The sequence below is a fragment of the Streptomyces sp. YIM 121038 genome, from assembly GCF_006088715.1.
In the GTDB taxonomy this organism is placed as follows: domain Bacteria; phylum Actinomycetota; class Actinomycetes; order Streptomycetales; family Streptomycetaceae; genus Streptomyces.
In genome coordinates this window covers 1,365,529-1,381,209 of sequence record NZ_CP030771.1, presented here as the reverse complement: position 1 = coordinate 1,381,209, position 15,681 = coordinate 1,365,529, and the positions used below count along the sequence as shown (strand labels likewise).

13 protein-coding genes are annotated in these 15,681 nt (G+C 73.9%); 6 read left to right on the top strand and 7 right to left on the bottom strand.

The window, feature by feature from the left end:
* Positions 1-29: 29 nt before the first annotated feature.
* The gene (locus C9F11_RS05305; RefSeq protein ID WP_138958150.1) at positions 30-1,061 is read left to right on the top strand and encodes a terpene synthase family protein; all 1,032 of its coding nucleotides are present in this window, start codon (positions 30-32) and stop codon (positions 1,059-1,061) included.
* 75 nt (positions 1,062-1,136) lie between these two features.
* Here C9F11_RS05305 and C9F11_RS05300 read toward each other — a convergent pair whose 3' ends face one another.
* The 4 genes from C9F11_RS05300 to C9F11_RS05285 form a co-directional block, all read right to left on the bottom strand.
* A complete protein-coding gene (locus C9F11_RS05300) occupies positions 1,137-3,203 on the bottom strand; it encodes an AAA family ATPase (protein WP_138958149.1) in 2,067 nt (688 codons plus the stop codon).
* A 269-nt stretch (positions 3,204-3,472) separates the two neighbouring features.
* Positions 3,473-4,339, bottom strand: a complete 867-nt coding sequence (locus C9F11_RS05295; RefSeq protein ID WP_138958148.1) for a glycoside hydrolase family 16 protein — start codon at positions 4,337-4,339, stop codon at positions 3,473-3,475.
* Between the two features lie 202 nt (positions 4,340-4,541).
* Positions 4,542-6,047 (bottom strand): FG-GAP repeat protein, encoded by a 1,506-nt coding sequence (locus C9F11_RS05290; RefSeq protein WP_138958147.1) that lies wholly within the window; start codon positions 6,045-6,047, stop codon positions 4,542-4,544.
* A 413-nt stretch (positions 6,048-6,460) separates the two neighbouring features.
* Complete coding sequence (locus C9F11_RS05285; protein WP_346347227.1) at positions 6,461-7,663, bottom strand: NAD(P)/FAD-dependent oxidoreductase; 1,203 nt, start codon at positions 7,661-7,663, stop codon at positions 6,461-6,463.
* Between the two features lie 57 nt (positions 7,664-7,720).
* On the opposite strand from C9F11_RS05285, the gene C9F11_RS05280 reads away from it, so the two are divergent.
* Both C9F11_RS05280 and C9F11_RS05275 read left to right on the top strand, forming a co-directional pair.
* Complete coding sequence (locus C9F11_RS05280) at positions 7,721-8,296, top strand: TetR/AcrR family transcriptional regulator (RefSeq protein WP_138958146.1); 576 nt, start codon at positions 7,721-7,723, stop codon at positions 8,294-8,296.
* Between the two features lie 87 nt (positions 8,297-8,383).
* Positions 8,384-9,028, top strand: coding sequence for a dihydrofolate reductase family protein (locus C9F11_RS05275; RefSeq protein WP_138958145.1), 645 nt, complete (start codon positions 8,384-8,386; stop codon positions 9,026-9,028).
* Positions 9,029-9,092: 64 nt separating this feature from the next.
* Here C9F11_RS05275 and C9F11_RS05270 read toward each other — a convergent pair whose 3' ends face one another.
* The gene (locus C9F11_RS05270; protein WP_138958144.1) at positions 9,093-9,449 is read right to left on the bottom strand and encodes a MerR family transcriptional regulator; all 357 of its coding nucleotides are present in this window, start codon (positions 9,447-9,449) and stop codon (positions 9,093-9,095) included.
* A 166-nt stretch (positions 9,450-9,615) separates the two neighbouring features.
* Between C9F11_RS05270 and C9F11_RS05265 the strand changes: the two genes are divergently transcribed.
* The gene (locus C9F11_RS05265; RefSeq protein ID WP_138958143.1) at positions 9,616-10,458 is read left to right on the top strand and encodes an alpha/beta fold hydrolase; all 843 of its coding nucleotides are present in this window, start codon (positions 9,616-9,618) and stop codon (positions 10,456-10,458) included.
* On the opposite strand, the gene C9F11_RS05260 is transcribed toward C9F11_RS05265, so the two are convergent.
* Positions 10,448-10,864 (bottom strand): VOC family protein, encoded by a 417-nt coding sequence (locus C9F11_RS05260; RefSeq protein WP_138966086.1) that lies wholly within the window; start codon positions 10,862-10,864, stop codon positions 10,448-10,450. The two genes, C9F11_RS05265 and C9F11_RS05260, sit on opposite strands and share 11 nt — an antisense overlap.
* 82 nt (positions 10,865-10,946) lie before the next feature.
* Here C9F11_RS05260 and C9F11_RS05255 point away from each other — a divergent pair, with 82 nt between their 5' ends.
* Complete coding sequence (locus C9F11_RS05255; RefSeq protein WP_171075644.1) at positions 10,947-11,540, top strand: TetR/AcrR family transcriptional regulator; 594 nt, start codon at positions 10,947-10,949, stop codon at positions 11,538-11,540.
* A gap of 38 nt (positions 11,541-11,578) precedes the next feature.
* On the opposite strand, the gene C9F11_RS05250 is transcribed toward C9F11_RS05255, so the two are convergent.
* Complete coding sequence (locus C9F11_RS05250) at positions 11,579-12,601, bottom strand: proline racemase family protein (RefSeq protein WP_138958141.1); 1,023 nt, start codon at positions 12,599-12,601, stop codon at positions 11,579-11,581.
* 239 nt (positions 12,602-12,840) lie between these two features.
* Between C9F11_RS05250 and C9F11_RS05245 the strand changes: the two genes are divergently transcribed.
* On the top strand, positions 12,841-15,573 hold the full coding sequence (locus tag C9F11_RS05245) for a discoidin domain-containing protein (RefSeq protein WP_138958140.1): 2,733 nt from the start codon (positions 12,841-12,843) through the stop codon (positions 15,571-15,573).
* Positions 15,574-15,681 lie beyond the last annotated feature (108 nt).

Here is a 15,681-nt window from a genome sequence, read left to right as displayed (position 1 = left end):
CGCCCCTGACACGGACTGGAGTATTCGACATGCCGGACTTGCCTGCCTTTCGCTATCCCCCTTCCTGGGGGGCGCCCCGCAACCACCTCTCCCATGCGCTGACCGACGTGTCGCTGCGGTGGGGTGACCGTGTCGGCCTGCCCGACGCGCCCCCTCACGGCCTGCATGCCATGGGGCGCGGCCTCAACATGGGAGCGTACGCCGGATGGATCCATCCTCTGACCAGTAACATCCAACTGCTCCAGCTCAGCAGCGACTTCGCACTGTGGATCACTGTGCTCGACGATGCTCTCGAACGCCTCGGTCCGACGCTCAAGGAGAAGGAACGCGTCGAACTGGCCGACGCCTGCGCCGAGTTCTTCGAAGGCCCAACCGGCTCCGTCCACCCGGTCCTCGCCGGGTACGTCACGGGATACCAGGACGTGAAGGCGCGCGCCCGGGACCTGATGCCGTCCTCCCGGCACGATCTGTGGCAAGACCGCCTGCACTACGAACTCAAAGCGTGCAATCGGGTCTCCCTGACAGAAGAACCCCTCGCCGCAGAGCAATGGATGGGACTGGACTTCTACGCGAAGATCCGGCCCTTCACCCCCGGTGTACTCCCCTTCATGCCGCTCTTGGAGATCGCTGACGACTGCTTCATCCCTCAGACCGCATGGGAGGACCCCAGGCTGCGCAAACTGGAAGAGAACGCCTGTCTGTTGTTCGGCATGTTCAACGACGTGGCCTCGCTGGAGAAGGACGACAACGGAGGTCCCGCCCCCAACGTGGTTCTGATGCACCAGCACGAAAACGCCTGCACGCTGTCGGACAGCATCGAAGCCATCGCCCAGTGGCACAACACCCTGGTACGCGAAACCCAACAGTGCACCGCGGAACTCCTTGCCGGCCACCGGGGTCGGCCCGCCGTGGAACGCTACGTCCACAGCGTGCAGCACTTGGTCGCCGGAATCGCCAACTGGCATCTCCACGCCCCCCGGTACGGCCCTCTCCTCCGCACGCGCGCCACCCTTCTCCCGGCCCCGGAGCTCCGAAACCCCGGCCAGAGCTCCCTCATGTAGCCCCCCTCGCTCGGTAAGGGGAAGCGTCGGCAGCTCGACGCGGTTCAGGCCGGTGCCGAAGCCGTGGCCGCACGGTCAGGGCGCGTCGTGGCGCAGGGCGTAGGCGAGGCCGTCGCTGCTGCTGTCCGCCAGGCCCCGGTGGAAGGCCGCCTCGTACGCGGCGTCCCCGGCGCCGGCGCGTGCGCCGCGTTCGCAGGCCTCGCGGGCGGCGATGAGTTCGGGGATGCCCAGCTGGGCGCGGCCGATGGTGTTCCAGGTCTGTTGGCCGATGCCGAGCAGCCGGGCCGCGCGTTCGCCGTGGCCGGTGGTGGCGGCCAGGCAGGCCAGCAGGTCGATGGCGGTGCCGATGCCGATGCTGTCGTGGAGCAGGGCCTTGCCCTCCAGGGCGGTGCGGGCGTGTGCGGCGGCCTCGTCCAGTCGGCCCAGGCCGTACGCCGCTTGGCCGTGGACGTAGTCGGCGAAGGCCCGGGCCCACCGCTCACCGCGCTCGTCACACGCCGCGCGCAGGGCGTCCGCCACCGCGCAGGCCCGCGCGAACTCGCCGAGGTTGGTGTGGGCGAACACGCGCACCGCCCAGGCCAGGAAGCGCGCCCCGGTGTAGCCGCCGTCGTGGTCCTCGGTGTAGGGCGCGACATCGAGGACGGTGGCGGCCTCGGCGGGCCGTCCGGTCAGCACCAGGCGCCCGCCTTCGAGGTGCGCGGCCGCGCACAGCATGGCCGGATCGCCGGCCGTCTCGGCGTGGGACCGGAACACCGCTGCCAGCCGGGCCGCCGCGTCGCAGTCCGCCTGCCCCAGCGCGACCGCGCCGCAGGCCCACACCGCCTTGCTCTGCACCGGGCCCGCGACCGGGCCCAGGCGCAGGGCCCGGTCGAGGTAGTGACGGCCCTCGCGCAGGAAGCCGCAGCCGAGCCAGAAGAACCACAGCGCCCCGGCCAGCTCCAGCGCGGTCCGCGGGTCCTCTCCCTCGCCCAGGCAGAAGTCGAGGGCCGTGCGGAAGTTGGCGTAGTCGGCGGACGCCCGCTCGTACCAGGCGGCCTGGTCGGGGCCCATCCAGGCGGCGTCCGCCGCCAGGGCCAGGGCCCGGTAGTGGATCCGGTGGCGGCAGCGCAGCTCCACCTCCTCGCCCAGACCGCGCAGCCAGCCGGCGCCGTATTCGCGCAGCGTGTCCAGCATCCGGTAGCGCGCTCCGCGCCCGGCGGCGAGCTGCGGGACGAGGATCGACTTGTCCACCAGGGCGGCCAGCAGGCCGGGAACGCGCTCGGCGGCCAGACGCGTGTCGGTGCACACCTGCTGTGCCGCCTCCACGTCGAACGTCCCGGCGAACACCGAGATCCGCGCCCACAGCAGCCGTTCGGCCGGGGTGCACAGCTGATGGCTCCAGCCGATCGCGGTCCGCAGCGCCTGGTGCCAGGGAGGATCGGCCTCGTACACCACCTCATCGGTGTCTCCCAGGACGGCGAACCGGTCGTCCAGGGCATGGGTGAGCTCCTCGACGGACATCTCGCCCAGGCGTGCCGCGGCCAGCTCGATGGCGAGCGGCAGGCCCTCCAGGCGCCGGGCCAGGCGGATGAACCCGCTCCGCTCGGCCTCGGAGCGGGCGAGGCCGGGGATCCGCACGGCGGCGCGCTCGGCCAGCAGCACCACCGCGTCCGCCCGCGCCGCCGCGGGATCGCCGGACTCGGGGACCGGCAGCGGCTCCACGGTGAACACCTCCTCACCCGGGGCGCCCAGCAGCCGGCGGCTGGTGGTCAGAACCCGCACGGCGGGAGCGGCCCGCACCAGCGCCTGCACGGCCAGCGAACAGGCCTCCGTCAGGTGCTCGCAGGTGTCCAGGACCAGCAGCGCCTCCCGGTCCGCCAGGTACTCGGCCAGGACGTCGATCATCGGGCGGGTGCTCTGGTCCACCAGCGGCAGCGCCTCGGCGATCGCGAACGGCAGCGACTTGCCCTCGCCCAACGCCGACAGCTCCACCAGCCACACCCCGTCCCGGAACCGCGGCTGGAGCCTGGCAGCGGCCTCCAGGGCGAGCCGGGTCTTGCCCACCCCGCCGACTCCCGTCAAGGTCACCAGCCGCGATGGTCCCGCGAACAGCCGCGCGATCTCCGCCAGTTCACCCTGGCGGCCCACCAGCCTCGTCCTCACGGCCGGCAGATTCCCCACCCGCGACTGCTCCACCGCCACTTTCGGCTCCCCCCTGCCCGCACACCGCCCGCACGGGCAAGGGCAGTCTCTTCCACCCCGGGTGACGCCGCGCGCAGATGCAGAGAAGGCGTCCCAAAACGCTGGAAGTGGACCACAGCAGTGCAGGAAATGAACGCCCCTTGCACGTCCTGTACGACGATCAACGGACGGCATGCCCCCCCCGCGGGGCGCTGCGAGGAGCGACTTCGGCCGCCCCCCCCCGGCGCGGGTCAGCCGCCCGTGACGCGGACGTAGTCGACGGTCAGCCTCTGCGGGAAGACGGTGCTGCCGTTCGGGTCGCCCGGCCAGTAGCCGCCGACGGCGAGGTTGAGGATGAGGAAGAACGGCTTGTTGAACGCCCACTGCCTGCCGCCGAGGTCGGCCGGGGTGCGGGTCTGGTAGACCCGGCCGTCGACGGACCAGGTGACCTTGTTCGGCGACCAGTCCACGGCGAAGGTGTGGAACTTGTCCGCGAACGCCTCGCCGCCGGGCAGGGTGTACGCCGCTCCGATGCCGCCGGAGCCGGAGTAGCCGGGGCCGTGCAGCGTGCCGTGGACCGTGCCGGGCTCGAAGCCGACGTTCTCCATGATGTCGATCTCGCCGCAGTTCGGCCAGCCCACGCTGCCGATGTCGGTGCCGAGCATCCAGAACGCGGGCCACATGCCCTGGCCCCGGGGCACCTTCATCCGGGCCTCGACGTGCCCGTAGGCCTGGGTGAACCGCCCCGCCGTGTTCAGGCGCGCGGAGGTGTACTCGCACCGGCCGTACCAGCACGCGTAGTTGGCCGGGTTCTCCTTGCGCGCGGTGATGACCAGGTTGCCCTGGCCGTCCAGGGCCGCGTTCTTGGCGCCTGAGGTGTAGTACTGCCGCTCGTGGTTGTTGACGTTGTCGCCGGTCTCCAGCTGCCACTTGCCGCCGTCGACCGCCGCGCCCGCGGGCCCGTTGAAGTCGTCGGTGAACGCGAGGGCCGCGGCGGGGCGCGGCGCGGGCGGGGCCGACGCGGCGGCGGGGCTCACGGCGAGGGCGCAGCAGGCCGCGGCGAGCGCGCCGAGCGCGGCGCGGCGGCGGCGAGGACGGGAGTGAGGAAGCACTGTCATCACATCGCTTCGCGTGGGGGTGTGTGCATGACAATCAAGCGTCGGGAAGTGAACGCTGAGAGCGCTCACAGCCCTGCGGTGCCTCTACTTGGTTTAGGGCAAACGGAATAGGGCCGTCAAGCATGTGGTGCGGACCAACTGCCCGACGGCCTCCGTCCCCTGACGCCGGGCCGGTCCCTCGGCCCGTCGCCGCAGGGGCGCGCTACTCGTCGATCGCCGTGCCGAACGCGGCCCCGTCGACGGGTACGCCGAGCGACTTCACGCCGAACGTCCAGGACCCGGAGGCGGTGACGCCGCCCCGCGCGGCCGGGAGGAACCACGCGACACCGTCACCGGCGTTCTCGCCCGGCGCCGAGGCGATCAGATCGAAGCGGCGGTCGCGGTTCGGGTCCGCGAGTCGTACCTGCGCGCCCCACTCGTCGCCCTGCTCGGCCACCCCGGGAACGCCCGCGCTGTTCTGCGTCCAGGAGGCGGCACCGCGCGTGGTCAGGCCGCCGCGCGCGCCGCGGAGCACCCACACCGCGCCCGCGTCCGCGACCCGCCCGACGTCCTCGCCGGGTGCGCCGATCGCGACGTCCGCGTAGCCGTCGTGGTTCGTGTCGTCCACGGACAGGTCGGCGCCCCAGCGGTCGCCCTTCTCCACGACGCCGGGTACGCCCGCGGTGCCCTGGCTCCACCACTTCACCGCCGAGGAGGGGCCGTTCGGGCTGCCGTAGCGGACGCCGACCAGGCCGCCGGTCAGCGTCTCGCCGCCGTCGTCGGGCGAGTCGGGCTCGCCGGTCACCAGGTCGTCGTAGCCGTCGCCGTCGATGTCCCCGGTGGCGGCGACGGGGCCGCCGCGCAGCTCGCGCTCCTTGGTGAGGCCCGCGGCGTGGCCGGAGTAGTACGTCGACCAGCCGTGCCCGGGTTCGGCGCCGGTCGTCACGCCGGAGACCACGAGGTCGGCGAAGCCGTTGTCGTCGTAGTCCCCGGTGGTCAGCGACTTGGACAGCACGACGCGGCGGGCGGCGGCCCGCGCCCCGTCGGCCCCCGCGACCGGCCCGGCGAGGGGCTGGGAGGACTGCCGCCGGAACGCCCGGCCCGCGGGTATGTGCGGCTGGTCGCCGTAGGTGTAGGTGTCCAGTTCGTCGCGGTCGGTCACGGCGAGGACGTCGCCCTCGGTCGCGCCGCTGAACCGGGCTGCGGCCACCCCGGTGCCGAACCGCTCGCCCGCGCGCGGCTCCTCGGCCTCGATCCAGTCGCTGAGGCCGGGCTTGAGGCCCTTCTTGGTGCCCCAGAAGATCGTCACGCGGCCCGCGTCGCGCTGTCCGTCGACGTCCTCGCCGGGCGCGGCGATCACGGCGTCGTCGTAGCCGTCGGAGTTCAGGTCGCCGCTCGCGACGGTGGTGCCGAAGCCGTCGCCCGCCTCGGGGGTGCCGTCGCCACCGGTGGAGGCCTCGCTGAGCCGGGCCACGCGGGTGGTGCCGATGCCCTGCCGGGAGCCGTACTGCACGGTGACGAGCCCGGCGCCCTTGTGGCCGTCCACGGTCGCGCCGGGCGCGCCGACCAGCAGGTCCTCGTAGCCGTCGCCGTTGTAGTCGCTGTTGCGGTCGTTGGCGTGCGTGCTGCCCGGCGTGCCCGCGAGCGCGGCGGGGGCGGCGGCCACACCCGCCCCGGTGAGCAGCAGGAAGGAGGCCGCGGTGAGCGCGGCCGAACGGTTCTTGCGCAAGAAGAGCTCCCGTTGAGGAAAGGTGGGGAAGGGCTGTCCGGGCGGTACGGGGGTGGTCCGGACAAGCCCGTTCCGTTCCTCCGGCGCCCTCTTCGACCAAGGATGGGGCGTGAGGGTTGTACGGGGCACGCGTTTCGCCCGCGCGTCGCGGACCGGGCGGGGAGCGGACCAACTCGTCGCCGGGGTTACCCGATTGGGGTTGCGGGTAGGGGGCGCCGGACGGTCCGCCGGCGAGCACGGATCGGCCGGCAGGCCCGGGAGGGACGCGCATGAGCACCGGTCCGAGGACGGCTACCGGCAGGTGGCGCGGGACGAGGTCGCCGAGGTCGCCAGGGCCGTGGTCGACCGGCGCCTGGACGAGCCGAACGGGCCGCGCGCGCCTGTGCTCTGAGCCCTACCGCCGGTGGGCCCGGTCACCGGGGTCCGGTCAGGTGGGCGAGGACCCGGTCGGCGCCGTCGGGGCCGAAGGCGTCGTCGATGGCCTCGGCCGCGCCTGCGGCGGCCTCGGCCGAGCGCGGCAGCAGCACCTTCTCGTAGGCGGCGACGGCCTCGTCGACGGTGGCGTGGCCGACGAGCGCCCGGGCGAGGTCGGCGCCGTCGAGCATGGCGAGGTTGGCCCCCGTCCCGGAGAACGGTGACATGAGGTGGGCGGCGTCTCCCAGGAGGGTGAGGCCGGGTGTCGGCGCCCAGGTGTGCGGGACGGGCAGCGCGTACAGGGGCCGGTGGACGTAGCCCCGGTCGGTGTCGGTGATGAAGGCGAGCAGCGGCTCGCTCCAGCCGGTGAACCGGTCCAGGAGGGCGGCCCGTACGGCGGCGGCGTCGGCGAGGTCGAGTCCGGCCCGCCGGTGCCAGTCCTCGTCGGCGCGCAGGGCGACGTAGGCGCGGATGTGTCCGCCGCCGGTGCGCTGGGCGACGAGGCCGCGGCGGTCGTGCAGGGCCATCATGGTGCCCGCGGCGGTGAGGGCCGCGAGGCGCGGGTGGCGGGTGTCGACGTGGTCGAAGCCGGTCTCGACGAAGGTGACGCCGGTGTACCGCGGCGTGGCGTCCGTCAGCAGAGGGCGGACCCGGGACCAGGCGCCGTCGGCGCCGATGACGAGGTCGGCGTCGGCGCTCGTGCCGTCGGCGAAGCGCAGGCGGTGGACGCCGCCGCCGACGGGCTCGACACGGGTGAGCCGGTGGCCCCAGCGCACGGTGCCGGGTGCGAGCGAGTCCAGGAGCAGACCGCGCAGCTGATCGCGGTCTATCTCGGGGTTGCCTTCGCGGGTGGCGGCCTCGGGCGGGATGCCGTCGAACACGATCCGGCCGTCCGCGCCGACCAGGCGCATCTGTTGGCCCTCGGGCCGGGCCAGGGCGAGGAACGCGTCGAGCAGGCCGGCCGCGCGCAGGGCGGCCTGGCCGGTGCCGGGGTGCAGGTCCAGGGTGCCGCCCTGGTCCCGGGCGGCGGGAGAGGCGTCGAGGTCGTGGACCGTGACGGGCATGCCGTGCCGTTGCAGGACGCGGGCGCAGACCAGCCCGCCGGGCCCGGCTCCGACGATCGCGACGCGCGGGGCGGTGGTGTTCATCGAGGTGCCCTCTCTCTGGAAGTGGCGGCTGCCCGGCCACAAAAGCACACTCATGCAATAAGTGCAACGACACAACTTTTGGGTTCGGTCGTTTTTCTCTATGATGCAGACATGACTGCAACCGTGGGGCGCCGCGAGCGCAAGAAGGCCGCCACCCGCCGGGCGCTGGCCGACACCGCCCTGACCCTGTTCCTCGACCGCGGCTACGACCACGTCACCATCCGCGACATCGCGGACGCCGTGGACGTGTCGACCACCACGCTGCTCAAGTACTTCCCCGTCAAGGAGGCACTGGTCTTCGACGAGGACGCCGAGCGGGAGGCCGGGCTCGTCGCCGCCGTCCGCGACCGGGCGGAGGGCCAGGACATCCCCGGGGCGCTGTGCGCGTACGTCAAGCGGGTGCGGACGGACGCGGGCGGCCGGGACGAGCGCTTCGCCGCCTTCCTGCGCCTGGTCAAGGAGACGCCGGCCCTGAGCGAGTACGGGCACCGCATGTGGATGCGCCACCAGGACGCCCTCGCCCGGGCCGTCGCCGAGGCCACCGGCGGCCGCCCCGACGACTACCGGTGCGCCGCCTTCGCCCACTTCGCCCTGGAGGCGTCGGCCTTCGCCCTGCGCGCCGACGACCCCGGACGCGCCCTGGACGCCGCCTTCGCGCTCCTGCGGGACGGCTGGGGGCCGAGCTAGTGCACCAGGGTCAATCCGCGCGGCCGCGGCCGATGAGTTCTGCCGGGCCGGGGAGTCCTTCCTGTGTCGACAACACTGGAGGGACCCATGGGTCAGCTGTTGAGAGTGCAGAACTTCAACGTCTCGCGGGACGGATTCGGCGCGGGGGAGAACCAGAGCCTGGAGCGGCCGTTCGGTGACGCCGACCCTGGCGAGATGTTCGCCTGGGCCGGTGCCACGGCGAGCTGGCCGATGCGCACCGACCCCGGCGGGAGCCGCGGCCTCGACGACTACTTGACGCGGGACTACGCGCGCAACATCGGCGCCGAGATCATGGGCCGCAACAAGTTCGGGCCCCAGCGCGGGCCCTGGGAGAACCTCGACTGGCGCGGCTGGTGGGGCGACGAACCGCCCTTCCGTACGCCGGTGTTCGTCATGACGCACCACCCGCGCCCCTCGTTCACCCTCTCCGACACCACGTTCCACTTCGTCGACGACGACCCGGCCGTCGTCCTGGAGCGGGCGAAGGAGGCGGCGGGCGGCAAGGACGTGCGGCTCGGCGGCGGGGCCACCACCATCCGGGAGTTCCTCGACGCGGGCCTCGTGGACACCCTGCACGTGGCGGTCTCGCAGACGGAGCTGGGGTCCGGGACGCGGCTGTGGAAGTCGCCGGACGAACTGCTCGACCGGTACCACCTCGACGTCGTGCCCAGCCCGAGCGGAGTGACGCACCACCTGTTCTGGCGCAGGTGACGGGGGGTCCCTCGGGGCGGCGGCCCGGCGCCTGCCGGGGCCGTCGGGGGCGCCGGGCGGCAGCTCAGCCGGACGCCGCCTCGATCACCTCGTCCAGGACGTCGCGGGACCGCACCAGGTCGCCGATCATGCGGTTGATGCGGTCCCGCTCCGCGCTGAGCTGGCTCACCAGGAACGGCGTGGCCGTCTCGGAGGGCCCGCCGTCCTTGTCCCGGATGCACGGCAGCAGGTGCACGATCTTCGAGCTGCACAGGCCCGCGGCGAACAGCTCCTGGATGCGGATGACCCGGTCGACCGCGCTGTCGGCGTAGTCGCGGTGGCCGCCGGGCGTGCGCTCGGCGGCCAGCAGCCCCTGGTTCTCGTAGTAGCGCAGGGAGCGTTCGCTCACCCCGGTGCGCCGGGACAGTTCGCCGATCCGCATCGTCCACCTCGCTCGCCGCCACGGGTTCGCACGGCCGCGCGAACCTGACATCGATGACAACTTCCATCCTACGGGGGCGCGGTCACCGCTAGCGTGAGCGGCGACCGCGCCGCGACGCCGTCGAACGTCGCGGCCTCCCTTCCACGGAGGCGGTGAGCAGGACGCCATGGACGAACCCACCGGCACCGACCGGCGCCACGCGAACCGGCGCCATCCGAACCGGCACCGGCCGCACGGCGACGGCGGTCCGGCCGCCCGGCGCTGGGTCACCGGCCGTCTGGCCACGGGCGACCCCCAGGTGCGGCTGCTGTGCTTCCCGCAGGCGGGCGGCGCGGCCGGGGCCTTCTCGGTGTGGCGCCCGCACCTGCCCACGGGCCTGGAACTGGCGCCGGTCGAGCTCCCGGGGCGCGGCACCCGCAGCGCCGAGCCGCTCCCCGACGACCTGGGCGCGCTCCTCGGCGCGCTCCTGGAAGCGCTCGCCGACGAGTTCAAGGAGCCGTACGCGCTCTTCGGGCACAGCTTCGGCGGCCTCGTCGCCTATGAACTCGCCCTGCGGATCGGCCGGTACGGGATCGCGCCGCCGCGCGCCGTCCTGGTCTCCGGGGCCCGTGCGCCGCACGCCGCGGCGCGGGCCGAGCCCGTCCACGAGCGGGACGACGCGGGCCTCCTGGAGTGGCTGCGCGGCACCGGCGGCATGCCCGCGAGCCTGCTGCGGCAGACCGGCTACGTCCGCTCCGTCCTGGCCGCCGTCCGCGCGGACCTCACCCTGGGCGTGGCCCATCAGCGGCCCGAGCCGGTGCCGCTGGCCTGCCCGCTGCACGTCTTCGGCGGCACCGCCGACCCCCTCGTGCCGCCCGGCGAACTCCAGGACTGGCAGGCGTACGCGACCTCCGCCGTCCCCGTCACGCTCTACCCCGGCGGCCACTTCTACCTGTACGCGGAGCCCGCCCGGCTCCTCGCCGACATCGCCGCGGTCACCGGGGCCGGGCGGGCCGGGTTCAGCCGCTGACGTACTGCGCGGCGAAATCACCCACCGGGTCGATGGGGGTGATGACGTCGATCAGGACGCCGTTCGGATCGGCCACGATGAAGTGGCGCTGCCCGAAGTCTTCGCTGCGCAGCGCGAGTTCGGGGCGCAGGCCGCCGTGGACGACGAGCCGCTCCCACTCCGCGTCCACGTCCTCCACCTCGAAGTTGAGGAGCAGGCCCCGCGCGGGGGTGCGGTAGCCCTCCGGGATCGTCGGGTGGGTGTGGTCGAGCAGGGCCAGTTCGTAGGGCGACGTGCCCGGCCGTCTCAGGCTGACGTACCAGTCGGCCTCGAAGGTCGTCTCGAAGCCGAGCAGTCGGGTGTAGAAGGCGTGGGACTCCCGCAGCCGGTCGGTGGCGATCACGGGATAGAAGCCGGTCAGTTGCATCAGGACCCCCTGGTTCACATACCATCGGTATGCGAATGAACCTATTCGCGTACCATCGGTATGTCAATGTGGTGGAGGGCTGATGGCGGAGCAGGGCATGCGCGCCCGGCAGCGGGAGCACACGCGGGGGCGGCTCGTGGCGGAAGGGCGGCGCCTCTTCGCCGCCCACGGGTACGCGGCGGTGGGTCTCGCGGAGATCGTCCGCTCCGCGGAGGTCACCAAGGGCGCGCTGTACCACCACTTCGCTGACAAGGCCGACCTCTTCCGCGCGGTCCTGGAGGAGGTGCAGCAGGAGGTGGGCCGCCGCGTCGCCGACGCCGCCGACGCGCACGACGACCCCTGGGCCCGGCTCACGGCCGGCTGCCGGGCGTTCCTCGCGGCGACCGCAGACCCCGACGTCCAGCGCGTCATGCTCGTCGACGGGCCCGCGGTGCTCGGCTGGAGCGCGTGGCGGGCCATGGACGAAGCCGCGTCCGTCCGGCACCTCGACGACGCCCTCGCCGACCTCGTCGAGGGCGGAGTGCTGAGCCCCCAGCCCGTCGCCCCGCTGTCCCACCTGCTGTCGGGCGCGATGAACGAGGCGGCCCTGTGGCTTGCGTCGTCGCAGGACCCGGAGGACCTGGCCCGCACCCAGACCGCGCTGGAGCGGCTGCTCGACGGGCTGCGCGCCGACTGAGGCGGACCGCCCGCGAGCCCCGGGGGGGCGGAGCGCGGCTACGGCAGGAACCCTTCCGGCAGTTCGTCGTGCGGGTCGAGGACGAAGCGGTGCTCGCCGGTGCGGAAGGCCCGGCCTGTGGTCTCGGTGACCGTGCCCCGGTCCGTACGGGACACCGCGCGGCCGGTGAAGACGGTGCCCGCGACGGACTCGTGGCGCAGCACCTCGTCCGGGGCGAGCAGACCGTCCTCGGCGAGCAGGGCGAGCCGCGCCGACGTGCCCGAGCCGCACGGGGAGCGGTCGAACTGCCCGTCGGCGAAGACCGTGACGTTGCGCTGGGCGGGGCCCTCGGGGCGGCGGGGCAGCTCTTCGTGGAGGATCACGCCGTACACGCCGGACAGGTCCGGGCGGACGGGGTCGAGGCTGCCGGGGTGCCCGGCGAGGGCGGACCGGATCTCCTGCCCCGCCGTGACGAGGCGAGGCAGCGCCGCGCGGTCCACGGTGAGCCCGAGCGCGGCGGCGGGCACGGAGGCGTAACAGGCCCCGGCGTGCGCGAGGTCGACGTCGACGGGGCCCGCGCCGGTGGCGACGCGCACGCCGCGCGCGGTGACGCGGGCGGGCACGTTGCGGAAGGTGACCCCCGTCGTGCGGCCGCCCTCGCGGTGCACGGTGGCGGTGACGCGCCCGGACGGCACGTCGACGCGGACCTGCACGGAGCCGTCGGCGGGCGCGGCCACGATCCCCTCGTCGACGGCCCAGGCGCCGAGCGCCATCGTGCCGTGGCCGCAGGCCGTGGAGTACCCGTCCTTGTGCCAGAACAGGACGCCGAAGTGGGCGCCCTCGTCGTCGGCGGGGACCACGAAGCAGCCGTACATGCCGCAGTGGCCGCGCGGCTCGCGGACCAGCAGCCGGCGGACGTCGTCGAGCGGGCCGCGCCGCGGCGCGGTGGGGGCGCCGCCCGCGCCGACGGCGGTGGCGAAGCGTTCGGCGACGGTGTCGCCGGGGATCGGGGGAAGCCCCTCGCGCACGATGCGGAAGGGCTCTCCGGCGGCGTGGTAGTCGATGGTGCGCACGTCGGTCACAGGTGAACTCCGGGCGTCGGAAAGGGCGTCGGGAGATCCGGGCCCGGGGCAGGCTACCCGCCGCGGCCCCGGAGCTGAACGCGTGCGGCGGGGGAGCCGTCCGTACGCCGCGGAGGGCTGGATGGCTCAATCTCCGCCCCTTGCCTTAAGAACTTGATTGATGATGCGCGGATATTGACGTGCCTCGTTCACAAAATTTATGGTCCGTGGACCCTCACAGATCACCAAGACGGAGAACAATGACGTACTCCCTGGTCACGCGGCCCCGCGCCGCCCGTCTGTCCGCGGCGGCACTCGCCGGAGTGCTCCTCGCCGCCGTCCCGCCCACCGCAGGCGCCCAGCAGGAGCGGCAGGACGCCTCCGCCGCCCCGCCCGCCAACTGCCGTGCGGGCGGGGGCTGGTCCCTCGACAGCACCCGCATCGACCCCAAGGACTCCCACCACGCCTTCGTCGGCAACGGCTACCTGGGACAGCGCGTCGCGCCCAACGGCGCCGGGTACACCGCGTCCGGTGCGAAGACCGGCTGGCCGTTGTACACCCCGCGCTACGACGGCTCCTTCGTGTCCGGCCTGTACGCGCACAACCCGCGCACCGCGGGCGACCGGCAGGCCGTCGCCGCCCTGCCCACCTGGACCCCGCTGACCGTCACCACCGGCGGGGAGCGCGGCGAGACCTTCAACTCTTCGACGCCGCCCGGCCGCGTCTCCGCCTACCGCCAGCGCCTCCTGATGCACTGCGGCCTCGTGCGGACCACCCTCACCTGGACCGCCGCCGACGGCCGCAGGACCGACCTCGTCTACGAGGTGGTCGCCGACCGCGCCGACCCGCACGTCGGCGCCGTACGCCTGCGGATGCGGCCGCACTGGAGCGGCGCGGCGACCGTCACCGACCTGGTCGACGGCCGGGGCGCGCGCCGGGTGCGGCAGACCGGCGGCGGCGACCGGACCGGCGGCGACCGGCACGGCCGCCCGGGACCGGCCATGGACGTCACCTTCCGCACGGACGGCACCGGGGTCGACGGCGCGGTCGCCTCCACCCTGCGCGCCGGGCACGGCGTGCGGGGCGCCCGGGAGCACAGGGCGTCCGCAGCCCGCGGGCTGACGGCCCGGCAGGGCCTCACCCTGCCGGTGCGCCGCGGCCGGACCTACGAACTCACCAAGTACGTGGGCGTCGACACCGCCCTCACCTCGCGCGCCCCGCGCGCGGCCGCCACCGCCGCGGCCCGCCGCGCCGCAGGCCGGGGCTGGGACGCCCTGCTGCGCGCCCACACCGCCGCCTGGGCCCGCCTGTGGCGCAGCGACATCGAGGTACCGGGGCGCCGCGACTGGCAGACGTGGGTGCGCTCCGCCCAGTACGGGCTGCTCTCCAGCACCCGCGAAGGCGCCGCGAACAGCATCGCCCCGGCGGGCCTGACCAGCGACAACTACGCGGGCCTCATCTTCTGGGACGCCGAGACCTGGATGTACCCCGGGCTGCTCGCGACCAGGCCCGAGCTGGCGAAGTCCGTGGTCGACTACCGCTACCGCACCCGCGCCGCCGCCCGCGACAACGCCCGTGCCTTCGGCTACAAGGGGCTCTTCTACCCCTGGAACAGCGGCAGTTCGGGCGATCTGGCCAAGGAGTGCCACAGCGTCGACCCGCCCCACTGCCGCACGCAGATCCACCTCCAGTCCGACGTCTCCCTGGCGACCTGGCAGTACTACCTGGCCACCAAGGACACCGCCTGGCTGCGCGAGCGCGGCTGGCCGGTCCTGAAGGGCATCGCCGAGTTCTGGGCGGGCCGCGTCAGCCGCAACACCGACGGCAGCTACTCGATCAAGGACACCGCGGGCCCCGACGAGTACAGCAACGGCGTCGACGACGCGGTGTTCACCAACGCGGGCGCCGTCACGGCCCTGCGCCACGCCACGCGCGCGGCCGCGCTCCTCGGCGAGCGGGCCCCCGCCGCCTGGACGCGGATGGCCGACAGGATCCGCATCCCGTACGACGCCGGGCGCAAGGTCTTCGAGCAGTACGACGGCTACCGGGGCAGCAAGATCAAGCAGGCCGACACGGTGCTCCTGATGTATCCGCTGGAGTGGCGGATGCCCGAGGGCGCGGCGGCCGCCACGCTCGACTACTACGCGCGGCGCACCGACCCCGACGGCCCCGCCATGACGGACTCGGTGCACGCCATCGACGCCGCCGGGATCGGCGGGCCGGGCTGCGCCACGTACACGTACATGGAGCGGTCCATCAAGCCCTTCGTGCGCGGCCCGTTCGCGCAGTTCTCCGAGGCGCGCGGGGACAAGGCCGGTGCCGAGGACCCGCTGTCGGGCTCGCCCGCGCACGACTTCCTCACCGGCAAGGGCGGCTTCCTGCAGACCTTCACCCAGGGCCTGACCGGCATGCGGATGCGCGAGGACCGGCTCCGCCTCGACCCGACGCTGCCCCCGCAGTTCGGTGCGGGCGTCACGCTGCGCGGCCTGACCTGGCAGGGCCGCACGTTCGACATCGAGATCGGTGCCCACCGCACGACGGTGCGGCTCACCGGAGGGAAGGCGATGACGCTCGACACGCCGCAGGGCGAGCAGGTCCTCGGCGCGGGTGCCCCGGCCGTCCTCAAGACGCGCCGCCCCGACCTCGCGCCCACCGACAACGCGGCCCGGTGCGCCGCCGCGAAGGCGTCGTCGGAGGAGCCCGGCATGTACGCGGGGGCCGCGGTGGACGGCGACCCGGCCACGGCCTGGGTCCCGGACGCGACCAGCGGCGCCCTCACGGCGGACCTCGGCGAGCCCGTCCGGGTCGGCGGCGCCACCCCGACGTGGACCGGTGCCGAGCCGGTGTCGTACGAGGTGGAGGTCTCCCTCGACGGGCGGCACTGGTACCGGACGGACGCCTCCCCGCGGCTCGCCCGGTACGTCCGGGTGACGGTGCACGGCGAGCCGGGGGCCAAGGAGCGCCCGGGCATCGCGGAGCTGACTGTGCGTTAGTCGCTGCCGTCTCCCGCGACGACGCGACCCCGGGCCCACGGCCCGGGGTCGCGTCGCGTCGTGGGCCTCCTCGCTGGGCTGTTCGGTGTCCCCTTCTCACTCGTTCGC

What these genes read in the sequence shown, in the direction of transcription:
- C9F11_RS05280 (WP_138958146.1), top strand. Translation starts at nt 7,721, where the DNA reads ATGACTGCAACCGTGGGGCGCCGCGAGCGCAAGAAGGCCGCCACCCGC.
- C9F11_RS05255 (WP_171075644.1), top strand. Translation starts at nt 10,947, where the DNA reads ATGGCGGAGCAGGGCATGCGCGCCCGGCAGCGGGAGCACACGCGGGGG.
- C9F11_RS05265 (WP_138958143.1), top strand. Translation starts at nt 9,616, where the DNA reads ATGGACGAACCCACCGGCACCGACCGGCGCCACGCGAACCGGCGCCAT.
- C9F11_RS05260 (WP_138966086.1), bottom strand. Translation starts at nt 10,864, where the DNA reads ATGCAACTGACCGGCTTCTATCCCGTGATCGCCACCGACCGGCTGCGG.
- C9F11_RS05285 (WP_346347227.1), bottom strand. Translation starts at nt 7,663, where the DNA reads ATGAGTGTGCTTTTGTGGCCGGGCAGCCGCCACTTCCAGAGAGAGGGC.
- C9F11_RS05270 (WP_138958144.1), bottom strand. Translation starts at nt 9,449, where the DNA reads ATGCGGATCGGCGAACTGTCCCGGCGCACCGGGGTGAGCGAACGCTCC.
- C9F11_RS05305 (WP_138958150.1), top strand. Translation starts at nt 30, where the DNA reads ATGCCGGACTTGCCTGCCTTTCGCTATCCCCCTTCCTGGGGGGCGCCC.
- C9F11_RS05245 (WP_138958140.1), top strand. Translation starts at nt 12,841, where the DNA reads ATGACGTACTCCCTGGTCACGCGGCCCCGCGCCGCCCGTCTGTCCGCG.
- C9F11_RS05275 (WP_138958145.1), top strand. Translation starts at nt 8,384, where the DNA reads ATGGGTCAGCTGTTGAGAGTGCAGAACTTCAACGTCTCGCGGGACGGA.
- C9F11_RS05295 (WP_138958148.1), bottom strand. Translation starts at nt 4,339, where the DNA reads ATGACAGTGCTTCCTCACTCCCGTCCTCGCCGCCGCCGCGCCGCGCTC.